Raw genomic sequence first — 22907 nt, 5'->3', positions numbered from 1 at the left:
TATTAAATAGACTATATTTTGTAGCGGGATGCATGTTTGTGTTTGGGCTTGCTGTGCTGTTTAAATTGTTCAGTATTCAGTATTTGCAAGGTGATAAGTATAGAGAACTTGTTGAAAAACGGGATATTCAAAATATTACTATTCCTGCAAATCGTGGTAATGTATATTCTGATAATGGAGGTTTGTTGGCAACATCAATTCCGAAGTATAATATTGCTATAGATGCAGTAGTGTCTCCAACTAAAAAGTTCGAAGAATTTATTGGGCCATTGTCCGATTCACTTTCTAAATATTCAGGAAAATCATCATCGTATTACGAGAAGTCTATTAGGAAAGCACGTGCTAATAAAAATCAGTATTTGCTATTGGCAAAAAATATTAATTACACCGATTATGTGCGTTTTAGAGGGTTTCCGCTTTTAAAATTAGGCGCAATTCCGGGAGGACTTATTGTGAGTCAGAAAACAAAACGTGAATTTCCAATGGGTGCTATTGCACAACGTTCTATTGGTTACGAACGATTTGATGATGAAGGAAATGTAACACGTGCCGGGATCGATGGTGCTTTTGGAGTAAAGTATTTGCGTGGTACCGATGGTAAGCGTTTAAAACAAAAAATAGGAAAAAACAAATGGAAACCACTTACCGATTACAACCAAGTGGAGCCAAAAGATGGGTATGATGTTTACACAACTATCGATGTAAATATTCAAGATATCGCGCATCATTCGTTGTTGGGTCAGTTAGAGTATTACGAGGCAGAGCATGGCTGTGTTGTGGTTATGGATGTTAAAACTGGCGAAATTAAAGCCATTTCGAATTTAGCAAAAACCAAGAGCGGCGAATATTACGAAAAACGAAATTATGCCGTTTGGGAGTCGCATGAGCCCGGTTCTACTTTTAAAGTTATGGCGCTTATGGCTGCTTTGGAAGATAAAGTAATTGATACATCAACGGTTGTAGATACTAAAAAAGGAGCTAAGCGTTTTTATGGAAGAACAATTTACGATTCTCACCATGGTGGTTTTGGTAAAATTTCGGCAGCAAGAGCTTTAGAGGTGTCTTCAAATATTGGTTTAGCTACGATTATAGATGAAAATTATTCTAAAAATCCTAAGAAATTTATAGATCATATCAAGGATTGGAATCTTGACAAGCCTTTAGGGGTTTCAATAAAAGGAGAAGGAGAGCCAGATATTCCAGAGCCTGGTGATAAAAAGTGGAGTAGAAACGCCTTGCCATCTATGGCTTATGGTTATAATTTAAGCTTAACACCTTTGCAAACACTTGCTTTTTATAATGCTATTGCGAATGACGGTGAAATGGTAAAACCTAGATTTATAAAAGCAGTTAAGGAGTTTGATGAGGAAATTGAGGTTTTTGAAAAAGAAGTTATTAATAAAAAGATTTGTTCCGATAAGACCTTAGGTGAAATTAGAGAAATATTAAAAAATATTGTAGTTAGAGGGACGGCAAGCAAGTTGTATTCTCCAAATTTTTCCATGGCAGGAAAAACAGGAACGGCACAAACCGAATATTGGATGGCTGATTGGAAAAAGAATAAAAGATACGTCTCGTCTTTTGCAGGTTATTTTCCAGCGGAAAACCCAAAATATTCTTGCATTGTAGTTATTCATAAGCCAAGTACGAAAAAAGGATATTATGGTGCCGATGTTACAGGGCCTGTTTTTAAACGTATTGCGCAAAAAATATTTACAGACACGCCTTTAATAGATGAAGTAAAATCTTTAGATGTAAAAGTTGCGGCTGTGGAAGATGAGTATAATAAGTTTTACGAAACCACAAAAACATATAAAACCATTATGCCAAATGTTGTAGGCTTGCCTGCCATGGACGCATTAGCACTTTTAGAAAACATGGATGTGAAGGTTAAGGTAAAGCTTAACGGAAACGGCATTGTGAAAGAACAGTCAATAAATAAGAGTACCAAGTTGAAAAATAATCAAACGGTTACATTAAAAGCATCATGAGTGTATTAAAAGACATATTATATAAGGTTACTTTAAATGCTGTTGTTGGAAACACGAGCATGGATGTAAATAACATTCATTTCGATTCGCGCAACATTGTTAAAGGTGATGTGTTTGTGGCTATCCGTGGCAGTGTTGTGGATGGGCATAAATATATAGATGTGGCTATTAAAAATGGTGCTACTGCAATAGTTTGTGAGGCGACTCCGGAAGTGGTTGTTGATGGTATAACTTATGTAGAAGTTGATAATTCTAGTAAAGTTATGGCTATTATGGCATCCAATTTTTACGGTGTGCCATCCGAGAATTTAAAACTTGTTGGTGTTACTGGTACTAATGGAAAAACAACAGTTGCTAGTTTGTTATTTCAGTTGTTCAAAAACGCCGGTTTCAAGGTTGGTTTGCTTTCAACTGTAAAAATAATGGTAGATACTGTAGAGTATAAAGCAACTCATACTACGCCAGATTCTTTAACTATTAATAAGTATTTAAAGGAAATGAATGCGGCAGGTGTCGAGTTTTGTTTTATGGAAGTAAGCTCGCATGGTATTCATCAATTTAGAACAGAAGGTTTGCATTTTAAAGGTGGGATATTTACCAATTTATCACACGATCATTTAGATTATCATAACACTTTTGCAGAGTATCGCGATGTTAAAAAACGTTTTTTCGACGGTTTACCATCAACAGCTTTTGCGTTAGTGAATACCGATGATAAAAATGGAGCAATTATGCTTCAAAATACAAAAGCTAAGAAACTGACATATGCTTTAAAAGGCTATGCTGATTATAGAGCGCAGATTTTAGAAAACAGATTAAGCGGTTTATTGCTTAAGGTTAATGATAGTGAGGTTTGGACACGATTAATCGGGAATTTTAATGCTTACAATGTATTAGCTATTTACGCTACAGCGGAATTGCTAGGGCTAGAAAAAGTAGAGATCCTTCGTTTAATTAGTGATTTGGAAAGTGTGAGCGGACGCTTTCAGTATTTTATTTCAGATGAAAAAATAACGGCTATTGTCGATTATGCACATACACCGGATGCATTGAAAAATGTATTAGAAACAATAAATAGTATCCGAACTAAAAATGAAGAACTGATTACGGTTGTTGGTTGTGGTGGAGACAGAGATAAAACCAAGCGTCCAAAAATGGGGCATATTGCTACGGCATTAAGTACAAAAGTGATTTTTACTAGTGATAACCCACGAAGTGAAGAACCACAAGCCATTTTAGATGATATTGAAAAAGGCGTAGAGCCTCAAAATTTTAAAAAGACCTTAACAATTTCAGATAGAAAACAAGCCATTAAAGCGGCTTGCCAAATGGCACAACCTAATGATATTATTTTAATCGCAGGAAAAGGTCATGAAGATTATCAGGAAATTAAAGGAGAACGTTTTCATTTTGATGATTATGAAACCGTACAAGAGATATTAAAGCAATTACAGAAGTAATTAAAATAGAGAAAGAATGCTGTATTACTTATTCGAATATTTAGAAAAACAGTTCCAGTTTCCTGGGGCATCACTCTTTGGGTTTTTAACCTTTAGAGCAGCGTTGGCTATGATTTTTGCTTTGCTTTTTTCAACAATTTACGGTAAAAAAATAATTAGCTTTTTATCTAGAAAGCAAATGGGAGAAACCATTCGTGATTTAGGTTTAGACGGTCAAAAAGAAAAGGCTGGCACACCTACAATGGGTGGAATTATTATTATTCTAGCCACATTAATTCCTGTTTTGTTATTAGCAAAGCTTTCAAATATTTACATTATTTTATTAATAGTAACCACCATTTGGATGGGGATTATTGGCTTTATAGACGATTATTTAAAGAAGTTTAAAAATGATAAAGACGGATTAAAAGGACGTTTTAAAATTTTAGGTCAAGTTGGTTTAGGTATTATAGTGGGTAGCACATTGTTTTTTCATCAAGATGTTACCATGAAGGAGAAATTACCAATAGAGCAACAACGTGTTTTATTGGCAGAAAATCCGGATATAGTGCCATCGAAGTTATTTTCGGCCGAAATGAAATCGACTAAAACAACTATTCCTTTTGTAAAGGGAAATGAGATTGAATACGCAAAGTTAATCACATGGATTAGCCCAGATTTAGAAAAGTATGCTTGGATAATTTTTATTCTAGTTACCATTTTTATAATCGCAGCCGTTTCAAACGGTGCTAATTTAACCGATGGTATCGACGGTTTAGCTGCAGGAACATCGGCAATTATTGTCCTTACGCTGGGCATATTTGCATGGGTTTCTGGTAATATTATTTTCTCGGAATATCTCAATATTATGTATATCCCACGTGTTGAGGAAATCACTATTTATATAGCTGCCTTTGTTGGTGCGTTAATTGGTTTTCTTTGGTATAATACCTATCCGGCGCAAGTCTTTATGGGAGATACAGGGAGCTTAACTATTGGTGGGATTATAGCGGTAATAGCTATAGCTGTTAGAAAAGAATGGTTAATACCAGTGCTTTGCGGAATCTTTTTAGCCGAAAATTTATCGGTAGTAATGCAGGTGAGTTGGTTTAAGTATACAAGGAAGAAATATGGTGAAGGCCGACGCATTTTTAAAATGTCACCGTTGCATCATCATTATCAAAAATCGGGATATCACGAAAGTAAAATTGTAACGCGATTTTGGATTGTTGGCATTTTGTTAGCTATTCTTTCAATTGTAACATTAAAAATTAGATAGTAAATGTATGGTTTCCGCGAAAGCGGAGATTGTATAAAATAATAAAGAAATGACCAAACAAAGACTAGTCATATTAGGTGGAGGAGAAAGTGGTGTAGGAACTGCGCTTTTGGCTAAAACTAAAGGCTTCGATGTTTTTGTTTCCGATAAGGGAAAAATAAAAGAAAATTATAAACAAGTTCTTGTACAAAATGATATTGAATGGGAAGATGAAAAACATTCGGAAGAGAAAATTCTGAATGCTAACATCATCATGAAAAGTCCTGGTATTCCTGATAAAGTGTCTTTGGTAAAACAAATTCGTGAAAAGGGAATTAAAGTGGTTTCGGAAATTGAATTTGCATCCAAATATACCAATGCAACAGTAATTGGTATTACAGGGAGTAATGGTAAAACAACAACGGCAACGCTTGCGCATCACATTTTAAAAGAAGAATTAAATGTAGGGTTAGCAGGTAATATTGGCGATAGTTTTGCTAAGCAGGTTTTGGAAGAAAATTTTGATAATTACGTGCTTGAAATTAGCAGTTTTCAGTTAGATGATATCATCGACTTTAAGCCTAAAATAGCTGTGATAACGAATATTACGCCAGATCATTTAGATCGATACGATTATAAATTTGAAAATTATATCGCGTCTAAATTTCGAATTGCCAAGAACCAAAGTAAGGACGATTATTTAATTTATGATGCCGATGACGAGGTGATTGTAGATTATCTAAAAAAGAATCCGGTTCAATCAACATTATTGCCGTTTTCATTAGTGAAAACTATAGAGAATGGCGCGTATTTAGACAAAGAAAATATTAAAATAACAATAGATAACACCCAAATAATTATGCCAACAAATAAAATAGCATTAGAAGGAAAACACAACGTAAAGAACGCTATGGCAGCTTCTACTGTTGCGCATTTACTAAAAATAAGAAAACAAACCATTCGCGAAAGTTTAGAGAATTTTCAAGGTGTAGAGCATAGGTTAGAGCATGTTTTAAAAATAAATAAAGTACAGTATATAAACGATTCTAAAGCAACAAATGTCAATGCAACTTATTTTGCTTTAGAAAGCATGAGTGCGCCAACGGTTTGGATTGTTGGAGGTGTAGATAAGGGTAACGATTATCAAGAATTGTTTCGATTTGTAAACGAGAAGGTTAAAGCTATTATTTGTTTAGGTGCAGAAAACGAAAAGTTAATGAGCACTTTTGGCAACATGGTTGATGTAATTATTGAAACTCAATTTATGAGTGAAGCTGTAAAAATCGCTTATAAAATAGCAGAATCTGGAGATAATGTATTGTTATCGCCAGCTTGTGCAAGTTTCGATTTATTCGAAAATTACGAAGATAGAGGGCGTCAGTTTAAAAACGCTGTTAGAAATTTATAGAAAATGAGTTCTGTATAAAGTGCGGAACAAATAATAAAAAGAGGTAAGGCAAAAATTAAATGCAAGCGTTATTTAAAAACATAAAAGGAGATCGATTAATTTGGGCAATTGTAGCGCTGCTAGCTATATTGTCTTTCTTGCCTGTGTATAGTGCGGCGAGCGATTTGGCGTACAGTAAATACGACGGAAACACATTTATTTCTTTCGTAAAACACTTTATGCACTTGTTTTTAGGTTTTGCTATTATGTATGGTGTTCATAAAATACCATACCGTTATTTTAAAGGCTTGTCTTTAGTTATGATTCCTGTGGTTTTGGTGTTGTTGGTAATTACTATGATGCAAGGAACGGTAATGGGAGGAGCAAGTGCGAGCCGATGGATTAAGATACCTGTTGTTGGGTTATCTTTTCAGACATCTACGCTGGCGTTTGTTGTGTTAATGGTTTATGTGGCGCGATATATGTCGAAGATAAAAGATGTAGTTGTGTCTTTTAAAGCATCAATTTTACCGCTTTGGGTACCTGTATTTTTTATTTTGGCTTTAATTTTGCCGTCTAACTTTTCTACAGCGGCCATTATGTTTTTAATGGTTATGATTTTAGTTTTTTTAGGAGGCTATCCAATTCGTTATTTGGCTGTGATTTTAGGTTCAGGCTTAGTTGCTTTGGTGTTCTTTATTATGGTTGCTAAGTTAACTACAGGGCCACTTCATGTAAAAGTAACAACATGGGAAAATAGGATTAAAAACTATTCGAACAACGAAGATACCGATGCCGATTATCAAATTGAAAAAGCTAAAATAGCAATTGCTTCAGGAGGGATTAGTGGTGTTGGTCCAGGGAAAAGTATTCAAAAACATGCTTTGCCGCAATCATCATCCGATTTTATTTTTGCGATTATAATTGAAGAATACGGGTTAATAGGTGGTTTCTCAATCATGATTTTATACATGTGGTTATTGTTTAGAATTGTAATTGTATCTCAAAAAGCAGATACTATTTTCGGTAAATTATTAGTGCTAGGTGTGGGGTTGCCTATTGTTTTTCAAGCCTTAATAAATATGGCGGTTGCAGTGGAGTTGTTTCCGGTAACAGGACAAACATTGCCATTAATAAGTAGTGGAGGAACATCTATTTGGATGACGTGTTTAGCTGTTGGTATTATCTTAAGTGTAAGTGCTAGGCGAGAAGAAATCAAGGAAAAAGAAATAAATGAAGATAATCCGTTAGAAATTCTTTCGGAAGCTATATAATTATTGAATCTAAAAAGAGTGAATTATTCCCTTTCGGGGAAATGACTATAAGGTATGAAACCATATAAAATTATATTATCGGGAGGCGGAACAGGCGGACATATTTATCCGGCTATCGCTATTGCGAACGAGTTAAAGCTACGTTTTCCTGATGCTGAGTTTTTGTTTGTTGGCGCAAGTGATCGTATGGAAATGGAAAAAGTGCCTCAAGCAGGTTATGATATAAAAGGACTTTGGATTTCGGGTATTCAGCGTAAGCTAACCTTTAAAAATTTAATGTTTCCATTTAAGTTAATCAGTAGTTTGTGGAAAGCGAATGGAATTGTAAGATCTTTTAAGCCGGATATTGCCATTGGTACCGGTGGATTTGCGAGCGGGCCGTTATTGCAAGTTGCAAACTTTAAAGGTGTGCCAACTTTAATTCAGGAGCAAAATTCATACCCAGGAATCACTAATAAATTTTTATCTAAAAAGGCTAAAAAAATATGTGTGGCTTATGATAATCTAGAACGATTTTTTCCAGTAGAAAAAATTATAAAAACGGGTAACCCAGTGCGTCAAGGTTTATTGGACATTGATACAAAAAGAGAAGCGGGAATAGAGTACTTCGATTTAAAAAAAGGAAAAGTTACGCTTTTGGTTATTGGAGGAAGTTTAGGGGCTCGACGAATAAATCAATTAATTGAGAAGAAATTAGATTTTCTGGATACGCAGAATGTTCAAATTATTTGGCAATGCGGGAAATTATATTATCAACAATATAAAATTTATGGAAACACCAAAAATGTGCAGGTTCATGAGTTTTTAAACAACATGGATTTGGCCTATGCTGCTGCAGATGTGGTGATTTCGAGAGCGGGAGCGAGTTCTGTATCCGAGCTTTGTATCGTTGGAAAACCGGTGATTTTTATTCCATCGCCAAATGTTGCTGAAGACCATCAGACCAAAAACGCTATGGCTGTCGTAGATAAAGATGCCGCCATGATTATAAATGAGGAAGATTTGGATGCCGATTTTCAAAATAAGTTCTCGCAACTTATTGCAGCGCCAGGTCGTCAAGCAGAATTAGGAAAAAATATTAAACAATTAGCATTGGTAAATGCTACGAAAGATATAGTAAATGAAGTTGAAAAGCTTCTAAAGAGATAAATGAATTTAAACAGCATACATAATATCTATTTTATTGGCATTGGCGGTATCGGCATGAGTGCTATAGCACGCTATTTTAATGCGAATAATAAGCTTGTGGCAGGTTATGATAAAACCCAAACGGCAATTACTGATAGTTTGGTGGAATTGGGTGTGCAAGTTCATTTTGATGATGATATAAAACAGATTGATTCGGTTTTTTTAAATTCAGAAAATACATTGGTGGTTTATACACCAGCGGTTCCTAAAGGACATTTAGAATTAAATTACTTTAGAAAAAATGATTTTAAGGTTTTAAAGCGTTCTGAGATTTTAGGATTAATTACGGAAAACACGGTGTGTTTAGCTGTTGCAGGAACCCATGGAAAAACGACAACAACAAGTATCCTTGGACATTTAATGCATGAATGTAATGTACCACTTACTGCCTTTTTAGGAGGTATAAGTGAAAATTATAATTCAAATTTAATTTTACAAGGGGCAGAGGTTTCAGTTGTAGAGGCTGATGAGTTCGATCGTTCGTTTATGACATTGTCTCCAGATTTTGCTGGAATCACGTCAATGGATGCCGATCATTTGGATATTTATGGAGATGCTTCAGAATTAAAAAAAACTTTTGAAGATTTTTCAAAACGAATAAAACCAAACGGTAAGTTGTTTATAAAAAACGGATTACCATTAAAGGGAATAACTTACGGTATTGAAGATGATTCTGATTATACTGTTCAAAATATAAAAATTATAAATGGCACTTATGTTTTTGATGTAAAAACACCAATAACAGTGCTAGAAAATTTGGAGTTTAACCTGCCAGGTAGACATAATTTGTCGAATGCATTATTGGCTTTGGCGATGGCTGTAGAATATGGTTGCCCGTACCAACAGCTCGCCAAGGCATTAGCATCTTACAAAGGTGTTAAACGCAGATTTACTTATCAAATTAAAACGGATGCCTTGGTGTATATTGATGATTATGCACATCATCCAGAGGAAATTAATGCTGTACATCAAGCGGTTCGTGAAATGTATCCAAATAAGAAAGTATTGGCTATTTTTCAGCCACATTTATTCAGCAGAACAAAAGATTTTATTGCTGATTTTGCAAAAAGCTTATCGCAGTTTGATGAGTTAATGTTATTGGATATTTATCCTGCTAGAGAATTACCTATTGAAGGCGTAACATCGGAATGGTTATTGGATAAGGTTACAATTGAAAATAAGCAGTTGGTGAATAAAGCCGAAATGCTTTCAGAAATTAAAAAAAGTAATGCTGATGTGATACTTACTATTGGTGCAGGTGATATTGGCGAACAAGTAAAATATATAAAAAAAACGTTGAGTTGTGAAAGTTAATTGGAATTACATAAAGATGATCGGTTTGCTCGGTTTGGTAGTTTTTCTATTTGCTTTTGCATCAGGAAGAAATAACACGAGGTTTGTAACAGATCCCGCTGTGAAATTTATTGGAGAGGATAACTTATTTATTACTAATGAGACTGTTAGTAAATTGTTAATACAAAATTACGGTAGTGTTAGAAACGTTGCTAAAGAAACTTTAGATTTGAATAAGTTGGAAAATACTCTCAAATCTAATCCAATGATTGAAAGTGCGGAAGTTTATATAGCAGTAAATGGTACGCTTAACGCCGAAATAGAACAAAAAACACCAATAGCACGAGTTAATACAAATGCCTCTTATTATATTGACGATCGCGGTTTTTATATGCCGTTGTCAACTAATTATTCGGCAAGAGTGCCACTTGTTACTGGTTTTGTTGAGAAAAATAACTTAGAAAACATATTTAAAATTGCAACAAAAATTAAAGATGATCATTTTTTAAAAACGAATGTCATTGAAATTCACCAAAGTGCTAATAATGTGTTATTTTTAAAATTAAGACAGTGTAAGTTTTTAGTGCAATTAGGTGATTTAGAATTAATAGACAAAAAAATAAATAATTTGAAAGCATTTTATCAAAAAAACATCAAAGAAAAGACGCTAGATAATTATAGCAAAGTAAATTTGCAATTCGATAACCAAGTAGTATGTACCAAAATATAAGCCATGGAGCATAACATATCAGTAGGATTAGATATAGGGACCACAAAAATTGTGGCTATGATTGGTCGTAAAAATGAATACGGCAAACTTGAAATTTTAGGCATAGGAAAGTCTAAAAGTTTAGGTGTGCACCGTGGTGTAGTAAATAATATTACACAAACTATTCAATCCATTCAGCAAGCAGTTCAAGAAGCAGAAGCAGCAGCCGAAATGAAAATTGATGGTGTTACGGTAGGTATTGCGGGACAGCATATTCGAAGTTTACAGCATAGCGATTATATAACGCGATCAAATTCGGAACTTGTCATTGATGAAGATGATATAGATCGATTAATAAACCAAGTGCATAAATTAGTAATGCTTCCAGGGGAAGAAATTATTCATGTATTACCACAAGAATATAAAGTTGATGGTCAAGCTGAAATAAAAGAGCCTATAGGAATGTATGGTGGCCGTTTAGAAGCAAATTTCCATGTGGTAGTTGGTCAAGTATCATCTATTCGAAATGTTGGACGTTGTATACAAAGCGCCGATTTAAATTTAGAAGGTATCACGTTAGAACCTTTAGCATCAGCTAATGCAGTTTTAAGCCAAGAGGAAAAAGAAGCCGGTGTCGCGTTAATTGATATAGGTGGAGGTACAACGGATTTAGCCATTTTTAGAGATGGTATTATTCGTCATACCGCAGTTATTCCTTTCGGAGGAAATGTAATTACAGAAGATATAAAGGAAGGCTGTTCTATTATTGAGAAACAAGCCGAATTATTAAAAATAAAGTTTGGTTCAGCATGGCCAGGCGAAAACAAAGACAACGAAATTGTTTCTATTCCAGGTTTACGAGGTCGTGAACCAAAAGAAATAACATTAAAAAATCTCTCAAAAATTATTCATGCACGTGTTGTGGAAATTATAGAACAAGTGTACGTTGAAATTAAAAATTACGGTCACGAAGAACAAAAGAAAAACCTTATTGCGGGTATTGTTTTAACAGGTGGAGGAAGCCAGTTAAAGCACTTAAAGCAATTGGTAGAATACATAACTGGTATGGATACCCGAATTGGTTACCCTAACGAACATTTGGCAGGCGATAGTAACGAGGATGTTACAAGTCCGCTTTTTGCAACTGCAGTTGGTTTAGTGTTAGACGGGTTAAAACGTCAAGAACGCAAAAAAATAGAGCAACAGGTTGAAGAAGAAGTTATAGAAGAAGAAGTAGAAATAGAAGACAGCCCTGCTGAAGAAATTAAAGTAGAACCGGTTAGAGAAAGACGTTCTTTTCTCGATAAATTAACCGAACGCGTTAAAGATTTTTTAGATAACGCAGAATAAAAATATTGATAAAGAAATCCATTGAATAAAAAATATTTAGTACAAAACCCCAGTAAAACAGAGTTATGAGCAGCAACAAAGAATTCGAAAACATTGCATTTGATTTACCTAAAAATCAATCAAATGTTATTAAAGTTATTGGCGTTGGTGGTGGCGGTAGTAACGCTATCAATCACATGTTCCAACAAGGTATAAAAGGTGTCGACTTTTACGTATGTAATACCGATGCACAAGCCTTGCAAAACAGTGGTGTTCCAAACAAAATACAATTAGGTCTAAACTTAACCGAAGGTCTTGGTGCAGGAGCAAATCCTGATATCGGAGAACAATCGGCAGTAGAAAGTTTTGAGGATATCTCTCAAATGTTAGATTCAAACACTAAAATGGTATTTATTACTGCCGGAATGGGTGGTGGTACTGGTACTGGTGCAGCCCCTATTATTGCTAAAATGGCCAAAGACATGGATATTTTAACTGTAGGCATTGTTACTATGCCTTTTCAGTTTGAAGGAAAAATGCGTATCGAACAATCTCAAAAAGGTATTGAGAAATTGCGAGGTATGGTCGATTCATTAATTGTAATTAACAACAATAAGCTTCGTGAGGTTTACGGAAATCTTGGTTTTAAAGCCGGGTTCTCGAAAGCAGATGAAGTACTATCTACCGCTGCTCGTGGTATAGCCGAAGTTATTACACATCACTATACACAAAATATTGATTTACGTGATGCTAAAACCGTATTAAGTAATAGTGGAACAGCTATTATGGGTTCTGCATTAGCGTCTGGTCAAAACCGTGCGCAAGATGCTATTCGTAAAGCATTAGATTCACCATTATTAAACGATAATAAAATTACAGGTGCTAAAAACGTACTGCTTTTAATCGTTTCTGGAGCTCAAGAAATTACTATAGACGAAATAGGAGAAATTAACGACCACATTCAAAATGAAGCTGGCCACGGCGCCAACATTATTATGGGTGTAGGTGAAGATGAATCTTTAGATGAATCTATTGCTGTAACTATAATAGCAACTGGTTTTAATATTGAACAACAAGACGAAATTTCTAATACTGAAACTAAAAAAGTAATTCATTCTTTAAGTGAGGAAAAAGAGATAGAAGCTAAAGAAGTTAAATCTGAGGTTATTGTGCCGCCAGTTGTTGTTGAAAAAAAGGAAGAGCCGAAAGTAGTAAAACATACGTTGGATTTAGATGAAGAGGAGGAATTCACTTTTTTGGAAAAAAGCGTGATAAGAAAGGATAAATTATCATCGCCGCCACAAAATATTGATTTAATTCCTACCTCGGAGATTTTAAGAAACATGAAAGTCGTTTATGATGAAGTTCGTGTGAATGTAGAAGATGAAGATGATTTTATTATTAACTCTGTAAATAAACAAATAGACGAATTTGAAAATAGTCGTGAAGTTGAAGTAATTGCCGAAGACTTTGAAGAAGAAAAACAAATAACCTTAACCTTCGATTTGCCAATTAGCCGTGAGACTAAAAAGGAAGAGAGAAAAGAAGAAGTTATCGAGAAGAAAGTTACTTTCAGTCTAGACGATGAGGATATTAAGGATATTGCTGTTAACGACCATGTAGAGGTTATTCCAGAAGTTAAACCGAATGCAAACGGAGATGTTAGGTATTCTTTAGATGATTTCTCGGAAGTAGAAGCGGCGTTAATTAGAAAACAAACTTCTGCTAAACAGATTATTGATGAAATAGGAGAAGATATTGTTTTCGAAAGAAAAGTGGTTAGGAAAGAAGAACCTGTTAAGAAAGATGTTGTAGAGGAAGAGATTGACCCGATGAACACGCCAATTTCAGAATTATTGAAAGAACGTGCAGCAGAACGCCGTCGTAAAATGAAGGATTTCAACTATAAATTCAATAATGCAAAAATTGATGATATAGAAAAAGTGCCAGCATACAAACGTCAAGGTGTTAATTTAGAGGATTCTAAACACTCATCAGATAACGATTTTTCTAGAACAAGCATTGGTTTAGATGATAATGATGATTTACAAGTGAGAAGTAATAATTCATTTTTACATGATAATGTAGATTAATGATATAACTAGTAAATTTATCTAAATAATAAGCCCGAAAAGTAAACAATACTTTTTGGGTTTTTTTATGGTTTTTTTAAAATTTACTACCGAAACTAATCATTGATTCGAGTAATTTAATACTAAGTTTTTTTTATCTTCGCATACTAAATAAATTGAAAAATGGCTCTTCAAGAAGAAATAATGACTGCGCTTAAAAGTGCAATGAAATCTAAAGATCAAACGGCACTTACGGCTTTGCGTGCTGTAAAATCGGCTATTTTGTTAGCTCAAACAGAAAGTGGAGCTAAAGAAGAGTTAAACGAAGATCAAGAGCTTAAAATACTTCAGAAACAAGTAAAGCAACGTAAAGATAGTGCTGCTATTTATTTAGAGCAAGGTAGAGAAGATTTGGCTACTCCGGAACTAGCAGAGGCAGAGGTTATTTCTCAGTTTTTACCAGAAGCGTTATCCGATGAGGAAATTGAAAAGGTAGTTGTTGCTGTTATAGAACAAACAGGAGCAGACGGTATGAAAGATATGGGTAAAGTTATGGGAATGGTTAGCAAAGAACTTGCAGGACAAGCCGATGGTAAAACTATTTCTTCTATAGTAAAACAAAAATTAATTTAATAAACAATATCGCTTAGGCGGAAAAATGGCTGCGTAGTTCAACTGGATAGAATATCAGATTTCGGCTCTGATGGTTGGGGGTTCGAATCCCTTCGCGGTCACAAATATAAAAGTGTGAAATGTTTGTTTAAAACGTTTCACATTTTTTTTTTACCAATGAAATTATCTATAAGAGAAGACAATTAGCTATTTCAGAATTATTTATATCTTTCTAAGGAAAAATTTATAAAAATATGATTAAAAGAAATTTATCTAAAATAGTGCTTATAATTGCGATGCTTTTAAATATTCTAAGCTTTGACTTTGTTGATTTAAGTTTAGAATCTACAAGATTTCGTTTATTTCTATGTGCTACTGTAGTTTTTGTTATTTGTGTGATTTTAATTTTTGTTAATGAATCTAAACACAAAAAAAGAAACAGCTAGGTCTTATCAATATTAAAAAGTAATAGGTTGTGTCTTTAAACGAGTTTTGTGGGCAAAGTGTAATTTAGCCTCTTTTTTATAAATACTAGTAGTGAAAATTCTATGCGTTATTTTATGTCATTTTTCGAATAAAGAATTCTGAATAATTTCTTTAGTGATATTTGTCATAGAATAAGTTATCTTTCTTCAATAGATTTACGCTTGTAATAAAAAAAGAAAGATGAAAGCAAACACACCTATATCTACTATAATGACTAAAACAATTATAGGTTTAACTAGAGAAGATGATTTAAAAAGAGCAGAAATGCTTTTTAATAGACATAGAATTAAACATATACCCGTGGTTGAAGGAGAGAGTATTATTGGTATGATTAGTTATACCGATTTAATGCGTATTAGCATCCCTAAAGCTATTGCAGATAATAATTACAGCTTAGATAGTGTAGTGCCTAATAACTTTACTATAGAGCAGGTTATGGAGAAAAATGTAGTTACAGTAACTCCAGAAACATCAATTAAAGATGTAGCTTTAATTTTGGCTAGTAAAGGGTTTCATTCTTTACCAGTTGAAAAGGATGGAGTGTTACTAGGTATTATTACAACTAGGGATTTATTAAACTATTTTATTAAAGAATGTTAAGAATTAGCTAAAGCTTTCAATTGTTTTATTGTTTCTATTTGGTTTTCACTTTTAAATACGTGACTTCCAGCAACAAAAACATCTGCGCCAGCTTCAACTAGTTGTTTGATATTTTTATCGGTAACACCACCATCAATTTCAATTCGTGTATTTAAACCTTGTTCGTTAATCATTTTTCGAAGCTTTTTTACTCTGTTGTAAGTCATGTCCTCAAACTTTTGGCCACCAAAACCTGGGTTTATTGACATAAGTAAAACCATATAGCACTTAGGTAGAATATCTTCTAAAACAGAAACAGGTGTTGTAAGGTTTAAAACCACGCCTGCTTTACAGCCTGCATCTTCTATTTGAGTAAGTGTGCGGTGTAGATGTACTGTAGATTCATGATGAACAGTAATAATATCTGCTCCAACTTTTGCGAATTCTTCAATATAACGTTCTGGTTTTTCAATCATTAAATGCACATCTAAAGGTTTTGTAGCATGCTTTTTAATAGCAGCAATAACAGGCATACCATAAGAGATGTTTGGTACAAAATGACCATCCATTACATCAATATGAAACCAATCGGCTTCACTGTTATTAACCATTTCTGTATCACGTTGTAAGTTGCCGAAATCGGCAGCAAGCATGGAAGGTGCAATTAATTTAGAAGACATTTTATTTGATTTTGCGTTGTTTCCGCAAATCTAATGTTTTTTATTAGTTGGTAGTTAATAGGTCTTCAATAATTTTTAAAAAGAGACTACCGTTTTCAAAATTATTTTGCTCTAAGTTTGTAATGTATTTTTGTAAGCCGTAAAGTGCATTAATATCTTCAATAACCATATAATTGGTACCGAAGGCATTAAAGCTTAATTGAGAAATGGGATTGTTTAATATTTCGATAATATTTGTATGTCTCGAATCTTTTTTGATTTTTAGATAAACTTTATCTATTGCAGTAGATTGCCCTTCAATTATTTGAAAAAAAGTGTTTTCTTTTTTTACTAAAACTCCCGTAATGTTTTCGGTGTCATTTTTGTTTTGGGTTTCATTGAATAAGGCTTCGAGTTCTAAAATATTTAGAGTTGATTTTATCTTACTTTTATAGCAAATGGTTTTTAGCATTTACCAAATATAGTAATATAAATTTTGTAAATATAAAGAGACAGGTTTTGACAGATTAATCTTTTGTTTATAAAGATGGTGATTCTGTAGTCAAATATTCTGTCTTTTAGTTATTGAGAAACGTTAATAAAGTTTTCGACCATAACAATAATTTGATTTGCGAACTTGTTTTCTGCTCCACGAAGCCATTCTAAATAGTTATGGAGGTTTTTTATTGCTTGCTTGTTATCTACTATTGTAAAGCCAAAATGATAATCTTGAAAAATAATTTGTTCAATCGAAGTGTCTACTACTTTAAGAACGTGCTGGTGCCTTGGGTCGATTTTAATTCTTTCAAAAACCTCATTAACAGTGTTTTTTTCGCCTTCAAGAACTTGTAAAAAGGTTTGATTTTTGTATATAAGAATACCTGTTATACCTTGCTTTGAATTGTTTATTTTAGCTTTATTATATAATGTTTTTAGTTTTTCTTGGGATTTATGTTCTACAGAATGACTTATATAGCAAATGGTTTTCATAGTTGAGTTGGTTAAACTTTATAGTGGTTTCGCTAAAGTATAAAAAAAATAGTATGAAATAAGAAAATCTCAAAATGCATAAAAAAATAAACCCGCGGTAATCAGCCGCGGGTTCTTTCATCAATCAAAAAACGAACAGTTATTTTTGTAACTGTTTGTAGTCATTATTTAGTCGTAAAAAAATGATTTTACTAACCTAAATATGTTTTAAGTATTTTACTTCTAGACGTATGTTTTAATCTACGAATAGCTTTTTCTTTAATTTGGCGCACACGTTCTCGTGTAAGGTCGAAAGTTTCACCTATTTCCTCTAAAGTCATTGGGTGTTGGTTTCCTAAACCAAAGTATAAACGAATAACATCAGCCTCACGAGGTGTTAATGTTTCTAAAGCACGTTCAATTTCTGTACGTAATGATTCGTGTAATAATTCACGATCTGGATTTGGAGATTCACCTGAATTTAATACATCGTATAAGTTAGAATCTTCTCCTTCAACTAAGGGAGCGTCCATACTTACGTGACGTCCAGAGTTTTTCATCGACTCCTTAACATCATTAATCGTCATATCCAATTCTTTTGCAATTTCTTCAGCAGAAGGAGGACGCTCATGGCTTTGCTCTAAAAAGGCAAATGTTTTATTAATTTTGTTAATCGAACCAATTTTATTCAATGGTAAGCGCACAATACGAGATTGTTCTGCTAATGCTTGAAGAATAGATTGACGAATCCACCAAACAGCATAAGAAATAAATTTAAAACCACGTGTTTCATCAAAACGTTGTGCAGCTTTAATTAAACCTAAATTACCTTCATTAATTAAATCTGGTAATGTAAGACCTTGGTTTTGGTATTGTTTAGCAACCGATACTACGAAACGTAAATTAGCTTTTGTTAACTTTTCTAAAGCGATTTGATCTCCCGCTTTAATACGTTGTGCTAATTCAACTTCTTCGTCTGCAGTAATTAAATCAACCTTTCCAATTTCTTGAAGATATTTATCCAGCGATGCGGTCTCTCTATTGGTAACCTGCTTGGTAATTTTAAGTTGTCTCATTATAAAGTATGTTGTTTAGGTTCTCTGTTAAGGTATTCAATAGTTATACGTTTATATATCAATAAATGTTACAAAAAAAACAAACTATTTTTTAATATCTATATTATATAGACTCGAAAAGGAATAAAAAGTCACATTTTAGCTTCTTAAATTAGTTGGTGGAATGTATTTTTGTTAAATATTATAGCTCAAGATTAAAATTAATTTAAGTTTATAATTTAGATGTCATCTTATGTGTTTTTAGGTCTGAAAATAAATGTAATTTAAACATATAGATGTAAATTTAATGAGGTAATTCATACTTCATTGAAGAGTGATCTATATGGGTTATTTCATTTTGTTGATTCACAAGGATTTAGGTGCGGTCTGGTTTTTTTCAAAATTTAAGAAAGTGTTAATAAATTTGATGAGATTTTCATATATTACGCTGTTTTATCAGTTGTATAAAATAAATAGTTACATGGTAATAGTTTAATATTATCCAAGATAATATTGAATACGCAATATTTGCCACCAAATCACTTAAAAGTCTCAATTGGATACGGGCTTTTTAAACTTTAATAATAGAATAAATATTAAATTTGGAGTGCTAGGTAATCAATAATATATTTCTGTTTGAAAACCTTGTTCTGATAAATATTTTAAATTAGAATACCAATGAAAAATAATGTACTTATTGAAGATCAGTATAAAAGAACTAGTTTATTTGAAAAAGAAAATGTGAATTATCTGGTTCACGTTTTAAAAAGATTTAATACGGTACCAAAGATAAATAACATAAACATTATTACCTCTACAAGTGAGCCTAATGCATTTAAAATTGTACCTAACAAATCTATTATAATTGGAACATCATTTTTAAAAAAACCTGTTTTAGCTTTAGTTTATTTAAGATATGGTATTGAATGGCAGCTTTGGTATAAAGCTTTGGGTAGCGAAAAGCATGATACTGTTTTATGCGATATAGCAGCACTTAAAGTAACTAGGATATTTTATAAATTATTGCCAAAAGATGATAAGGAAAAATTAGAATCTCTTGATTCATTTTTAATTAATTTAATTAAAAGTGATGAAGAATTAAATACTGAATCGTTATTGAAGTATGACGAACTGCAAGCTTTTCATGGTTTAAATAATACCAACAAAGTTTTTAAGGATTCTTGGATACCTATTATTGAAAATCTTGCAAAACCAACGGAATATTTATTAATGGACGGTGGTGATCTAAGATTGAATATAGACGAAATTAATTTATTAAATAAATATGGTTGTCGTCCATTTCCTAGGCCTGATGCATTTACTTTTGCTTCATCTACGGCTTCAAGTGTTTCTAATTTTGCATTTGATAAAACCGATAAAGTTAGAAGTATATTAATAAGAAATAGCTTGAAAAATGGTTTTAGAAATGCCACTATTGAGTTTTCTGAGTTACTAAAAAACAACCTTAAAAAAATATTTAAATTAAATGACGAATGTCAAATAATTTTTTCCCCATCAGGTACCGATTCGGCACTTCAAATAGCGGCCATAACTCAAATTATTTCGAATAAAGATATTACACATGTTTTAGTCGCTTCTGATGAAACGGGTAGTGGTGTACCTGCCGCATTAAAAGGATGTCATTTTGAAAACACAACAGCTTTAAATCATCCTGTTAAAAAAGGTGATAGAATTGAAGGCTTTAGAGATATTGATTTAATTAAAGTTCCTTTTAGAGATGAAAAAGGAGTGTTAAAATCGTCTAGTCAATTAGATGAAGAAGTTTTTAATGCAATTTCTAAAACTAATGAATTGGGAAGGCATGTGGTATTGCATACCATGGATCAATCAAAATTGGGCTATCAATCTCCTAGTGACGAACTTATTCAAAGATTAAATACGTTTAATAATTTATCAATGCAAGTTATTGTAGATGCGGCCCAACTTAGGTTAGACCCTACAGATATAAAAAATTATTTAAGCAAAGGATATATTGTAACTATAACAGGAAGTAAATACTTTACTGGCCCTCCATATTCTGGTGCATTAATTCTGCCTAAAAACGTTAGTAAAGTAATAGATTCTTTAAAGGATACGTTACCAAAGGGGTTAACTGAATATTACCATCATTCCGATTGGCCAACTTCATGGTGCTGTTCAAATGATTTATCTAGTGGATATAATTACGGTTCTTACATGCGTTGGAATGCTGCCATTGTTGAAATGGATAGGTATTTTAAAACGCCAATTCTTTATAGAAATATGGGTATTGAAATGTTTTGTGATTTTGTTGATGAATCAATAAAGGAAGCTTCATTTTTAGAGCCAACTTATAGTGATGAAACAAAAACTAATAGTTATAATAGTAAAGAGTTTGGAATAAGAAATATCCGTACTATTTATCCTTTCTTTATTCTTAGAAACAATAAAGCATTATCCATAGATCAAGTAAAAAAGGTTTATACATTATTAAATTCTGATTTATCTGATCAATTTCAAGGTTCACCTTTAGAAATTATTAGGCTTGCTGGTCAAAAATGTCATATAGGACAAGCAGTTAATGTAAAGTATAGTAATGATATTGAAAGTGCTATATTAAGAATTAGTTTAGGAGCAAGAGTAATTTCAGAAAGTTGGGTAAATAGGGATATTAGTCTTTACTTTAGAAATATAGAGTTGCAAATGAATCAAATTACAGTAATTATTAAAAAGATAGAATTGATTCTTAATAATCCTGAATTATTGAATTAGATAAGATTGTCTTTATATCTGTCTCATAAAAAAAGCCCAGTAAATGTAAATTACTGGGCTTTTTATGTTTTTTAGAAAATTAAAAAATAGTTATTTAATTTCTCTCATTCTAACTATTTATATTTTTGAAGTAATAAATGTTCCGTTGTTTTCTTGAGCTAACGTTCTCATAAAATCTAAATCGGCATCTTCTCCAAAGGCAATAGTGTGAATTATTACATTGTTTGTGTTTACTTTGCGTATTTCTTCAAGTACAGCTTCAGGGCCACTATTTGGTAGACCATCACTCATTAATACTATTTCTTGTACATCATTCATAGATAAAGCTTCTAGAAGGCCTTTTAAAGTATCTGTGCCTCCTTTGGCTTTCAGGTTTTTTACAAAAATATTTGAAGAGGTTCTCGACATATTGTCGGCGATCCTAAATTCTGTAGACTGTTTTGTAACCTCATCACTAAAAGTAAATACAATGAATTTTTTACCGTCAGGCAGGCCTTTTATTGCAGGTATTAATTTACGTTTTACAGCACCTAGTTTAGTCGCTTCTTTAGAGACTTGTTTGCCAAGAAGGCTCCCTACTTTTCCACCAATAATTTTACTTACCTGATTGCCTGCTGTGTCTCCAACTTCTCTCATAACTTGGTCTTTTACGGAGCCTTCGTCTATGCCTTCCATACTACCAGAAACATCAATAAGGTAAAGGGTGTTAAGGTTTGATGTTTCAATTTTGTAAAAATCATCAGATTTTTTCATAACATAACACGATTGAAATAGCGTGCAAATAGTAATTAGAGTAAATACTGTTAAAGTTTTTTTCATTTTGATTATAATTTTTTTTTATTAGTGTTTAGAAATATGTCTTTCCCTAATTATCTTTTAGGTCGAAACGTATTCAGTCAGTTTATTGTTTTGGGTTATTTATATCTTTTTTGCAGGAAAGCAATAGTGTAATGGATAGTATTGATATAATGGTGTTCTTATTTTCTAGAAGTAAAGTTAAATCTTTTAAAGATGAATATTTCTACAAATGAGAATTTAACGTGAAGCATCTAGAAATGGAGCCTTATTGAAGAGAATTCTAGCTAATGCGCTTAGAATAATTCATCAATATAAGTAAGTAAATTCTTTTTTCTGCTTTGAGCTACAGGAATAGAATGATTACCGTTTAGAATAACTTCTTCATTACGTTTGTTAAATGAAGTGATATAGTTTAAGTTAATTAAAAAACTTTGATGTACACGGAAAAAATTATAATTTTTTAGTTTCTCATCAAATGATTTAAGAGGTTTAGAAACTAATATGCTTTTATCATTTGTTAATAAAAAAGAGGTGTAATTATTATCTGATTTTGCGTATAAAATATCTTTTATATCTACAACATGAATAGCATCTGCATTTTTTAGAACTAATTTTTTAGATTCATCTTTATGAGAAATATTATGCATTAATGTGTTTAACTGCGACTGGTAGTTTGTTTTACTAATATCATTTATAACTTTATTTATAGCCGAAATTAATTCTTTTTCCTTATAAGGTTTCAATAGATAATCTATAGCGCTAAACTTAAAAGCATCTATAGCAAACTTGGCATAAGAGGTGGTAAAAATAATTTTAAAATCAATGGTATCAAATAAATGAAGAAATTCGAAAGCATTACCATCAATAAGAAAAACATCTAAAATTATAAAGTCGGGTTTTAGTTTCTTTATTAGATTTGCGGCTTCTTTAATAGTGTTGGAGTTCCCAGCTATATTTATATTTTTATAGCTTTTTATAATGGACGAAGCATAGGAAAATGCTTGAGGATCGTCTTCTACAATAAAACAAGATATAGCGTTCATAGGAGGGCAAAGATA

The 22907-nt window shown here is 32.6% G+C and carries 19 protein-coding genes and 1 tRNA gene; 14 read left to right on the top strand and 6 right to left on the bottom strand.

Annotated elements, in window-relative coordinates; genetic code table 11:
* Positions 1-32: 32 nt before the first annotated feature.
* From M4I23_RS16780 to M4I23_RS16720, 13 genes are all read left to right on the top strand, one after another.
* A complete protein-coding gene (locus tag M4I23_RS16780) occupies positions 33-1991 on the top strand; it encodes a penicillin-binding protein (RefSeq protein ID WP_158851564.1) in 1959 nt (652 codons plus the stop codon).
* A complete protein-coding gene (locus M4I23_RS16775) occupies positions 1988-3451 on the top strand; it encodes a UDP-N-acetylmuramoyl-L-alanyl-D-glutamate--2,6-diaminopimelate ligase (RefSeq protein WP_249755174.1) in 1464 nt (487 codons plus the stop codon). Before M4I23_RS16780 ends, M4I23_RS16775 begins: the two co-directional genes overlap by 4 nt.
* A 16-nt stretch (positions 3452-3467) precedes the next feature.
* Positions 3468-4709 (top strand): phospho-N-acetylmuramoyl-pentapeptide-transferase, encoded by a 1242-nt coding sequence (mraY, locus tag M4I23_RS16770; RefSeq protein WP_249755173.1) that lies wholly within the window; start codon positions 3468-3470, stop codon positions 4707-4709.
* A gap of 49 nt (positions 4710-4758) precedes the next feature.
* The gene (murD, locus tag M4I23_RS16765; protein ID WP_249755172.1) at positions 4759-6096 is read left to right on the top strand and encodes a UDP-N-acetylmuramoyl-L-alanine--D-glutamate ligase; all 1338 of its coding nucleotides are present in this window, start codon (positions 4759-4761) and stop codon (positions 6094-6096) included.
* A gap of 59 nt (positions 6097-6155) precedes the next feature.
* Positions 6156-7349 carry an FtsW/RodA/SpoVE family cell cycle protein gene (locus tag M4I23_RS16760; protein WP_158845167.1) on the top strand — a complete coding sequence of 398 codons (1194 nt, stop codon included), beginning with the start codon at positions 6156-6158 and terminating at the stop codon, positions 7347-7349.
* Positions 7350-7403: 54 nt separating this feature from the next.
* Positions 7404-8498: an undecaprenyldiphospho-muramoylpentapeptide beta-N-acetylglucosaminyltransferase gene (gene murG, locus M4I23_RS16755; RefSeq protein ID WP_158845164.1), complete on the top strand. Its 1095-nt coding sequence runs from the start codon at positions 7404-7406 to the stop codon at positions 8496-8498.
* Positions 8499-9851: a UDP-N-acetylmuramate--L-alanine ligase gene (gene murC / locus M4I23_RS16750; RefSeq protein ID WP_158845161.1), complete on the top strand. Its 1353-nt coding sequence runs from the start codon at positions 8499-8501 to the stop codon at positions 9849-9851. It abuts the gene before it with no gap.
* Between the two features lie 16 nt (positions 9852-9867).
* Entirely contained in the window at positions 9868-10560 is a 693-nt protein-coding gene (locus M4I23_RS16745; protein WP_262922301.1) for a cell division protein FtsQ/DivIB, read from the top strand.
* Between the two features lie 3 nt (positions 10561-10563).
* Positions 10564-11889 (top strand): cell division protein FtsA, encoded by a 1326-nt coding sequence (gene ftsA, locus M4I23_RS16740; RefSeq protein WP_158845156.1) that lies wholly within the window; start codon positions 10564-10566, stop codon positions 11887-11889.
* Between the two features lie 65 nt (positions 11890-11954).
* The gene (gene ftsZ / locus M4I23_RS16735; protein WP_158845153.1) at positions 11955-13961 is read left to right on the top strand and encodes a cell division protein FtsZ; all 2007 of its coding nucleotides are present in this window, start codon (positions 11955-11957) and stop codon (positions 13959-13961) included.
* A 162-nt stretch (positions 13962-14123) separates the two neighbouring features.
* Positions 14124-14573, top strand: a complete 450-nt coding sequence (locus tag M4I23_RS16730) for a GatB/YqeY domain-containing protein (RefSeq protein ID WP_158845150.1) — start codon at positions 14124-14126, stop codon at positions 14571-14573.
* A gap of 27 nt (positions 14574-14600) precedes the next feature.
* Positions 14601-14674, top strand: a tRNA-Arg gene (locus M4I23_RS16725).
* Between the two features lie 544 nt (positions 14675-15218).
* Positions 15219-15638, top strand: a complete 420-nt coding sequence (locus M4I23_RS16720) for an HPP family protein (RefSeq protein WP_158845147.1) — start codon at positions 15219-15221, stop codon at positions 15636-15638.
* Here M4I23_RS16720 and rpe read toward each other — a convergent pair.
* From rpe to M4I23_RS16700, 4 genes are all read right to left on the bottom strand, one after another.
* Positions 15635-16297 (bottom strand): ribulose-phosphate 3-epimerase, encoded by a 663-nt coding sequence (rpe, locus tag M4I23_RS16715; RefSeq protein ID WP_158845144.1) that lies wholly within the window; start codon positions 16295-16297, stop codon positions 15635-15637. The genes M4I23_RS16720 and rpe overlap by 4 nt on opposite strands.
* 43 nt (positions 16298-16340) lie before the next feature.
* Positions 16341-16748, bottom strand: a complete 408-nt coding sequence (locus M4I23_RS16710) for a BLUF domain-containing protein (protein WP_249755171.1) — start codon at positions 16746-16748, stop codon at positions 16341-16343.
* 110 nt (positions 16749-16858) lie between these two features.
* Positions 16859-17266, bottom strand: coding sequence for a BLUF domain-containing protein (locus M4I23_RS16705; protein WP_249755170.1), 408 nt, complete (start codon positions 17264-17266; stop codon positions 16859-16861).
* Positions 17267-17457: 191 nt separating this feature from the next.
* Positions 17458-18321, bottom strand: a complete 864-nt coding sequence (locus tag M4I23_RS16700) for an RNA polymerase sigma factor RpoD/SigA (RefSeq protein WP_034041378.1) — start codon at positions 18319-18321, stop codon at positions 17458-17460.
* 657 nt (positions 18322-18978) lie between these two features.
* Between M4I23_RS16700 and M4I23_RS16695 the strand changes: the two genes are divergently transcribed.
* Positions 18979-21051: a hypothetical protein gene (locus tag M4I23_RS16695; RefSeq protein ID WP_249755169.1), complete on the top strand. Its 2073-nt coding sequence runs from the start codon at positions 18979-18981 to the stop codon at positions 21049-21051.
* A 117-nt stretch (positions 21052-21168) separates the two neighbouring features.
* Here the strand turns inward: M4I23_RS16695 and M4I23_RS16690 are convergent, their stop codons facing one another.
* Both M4I23_RS16690 and M4I23_RS16685 read right to left on the bottom strand, forming a co-directional pair.
* Positions 21169-21870, bottom strand: a complete 702-nt coding sequence (locus M4I23_RS16690; RefSeq protein WP_249755168.1) for a VWA domain-containing protein — start codon at positions 21868-21870, stop codon at positions 21169-21171.
* Positions 21871-22142: 272 nt separating this feature from the next.
* Positions 22143-22892: a LytTR family DNA-binding domain-containing protein gene (locus M4I23_RS16685; protein ID WP_249755167.1), complete on the bottom strand. Its 750-nt coding sequence runs from the start codon at positions 22890-22892 to the stop codon at positions 22143-22145.
* Positions 22893-22907 lie beyond the last annotated feature (15 nt).

It is taken from the genome of Algibacter sp. L4_22 (assembly GCF_023473045.1).
In the GTDB taxonomy this organism is placed as follows: domain Bacteria; phylum Bacteroidota; class Bacteroidia; order Flavobacteriales; family Flavobacteriaceae; genus Algibacter.
The sequence above is the reverse complement of the archived record's forward strand: the minus strand, read 5'-3'. Positions and strand labels throughout refer to the sequence as shown.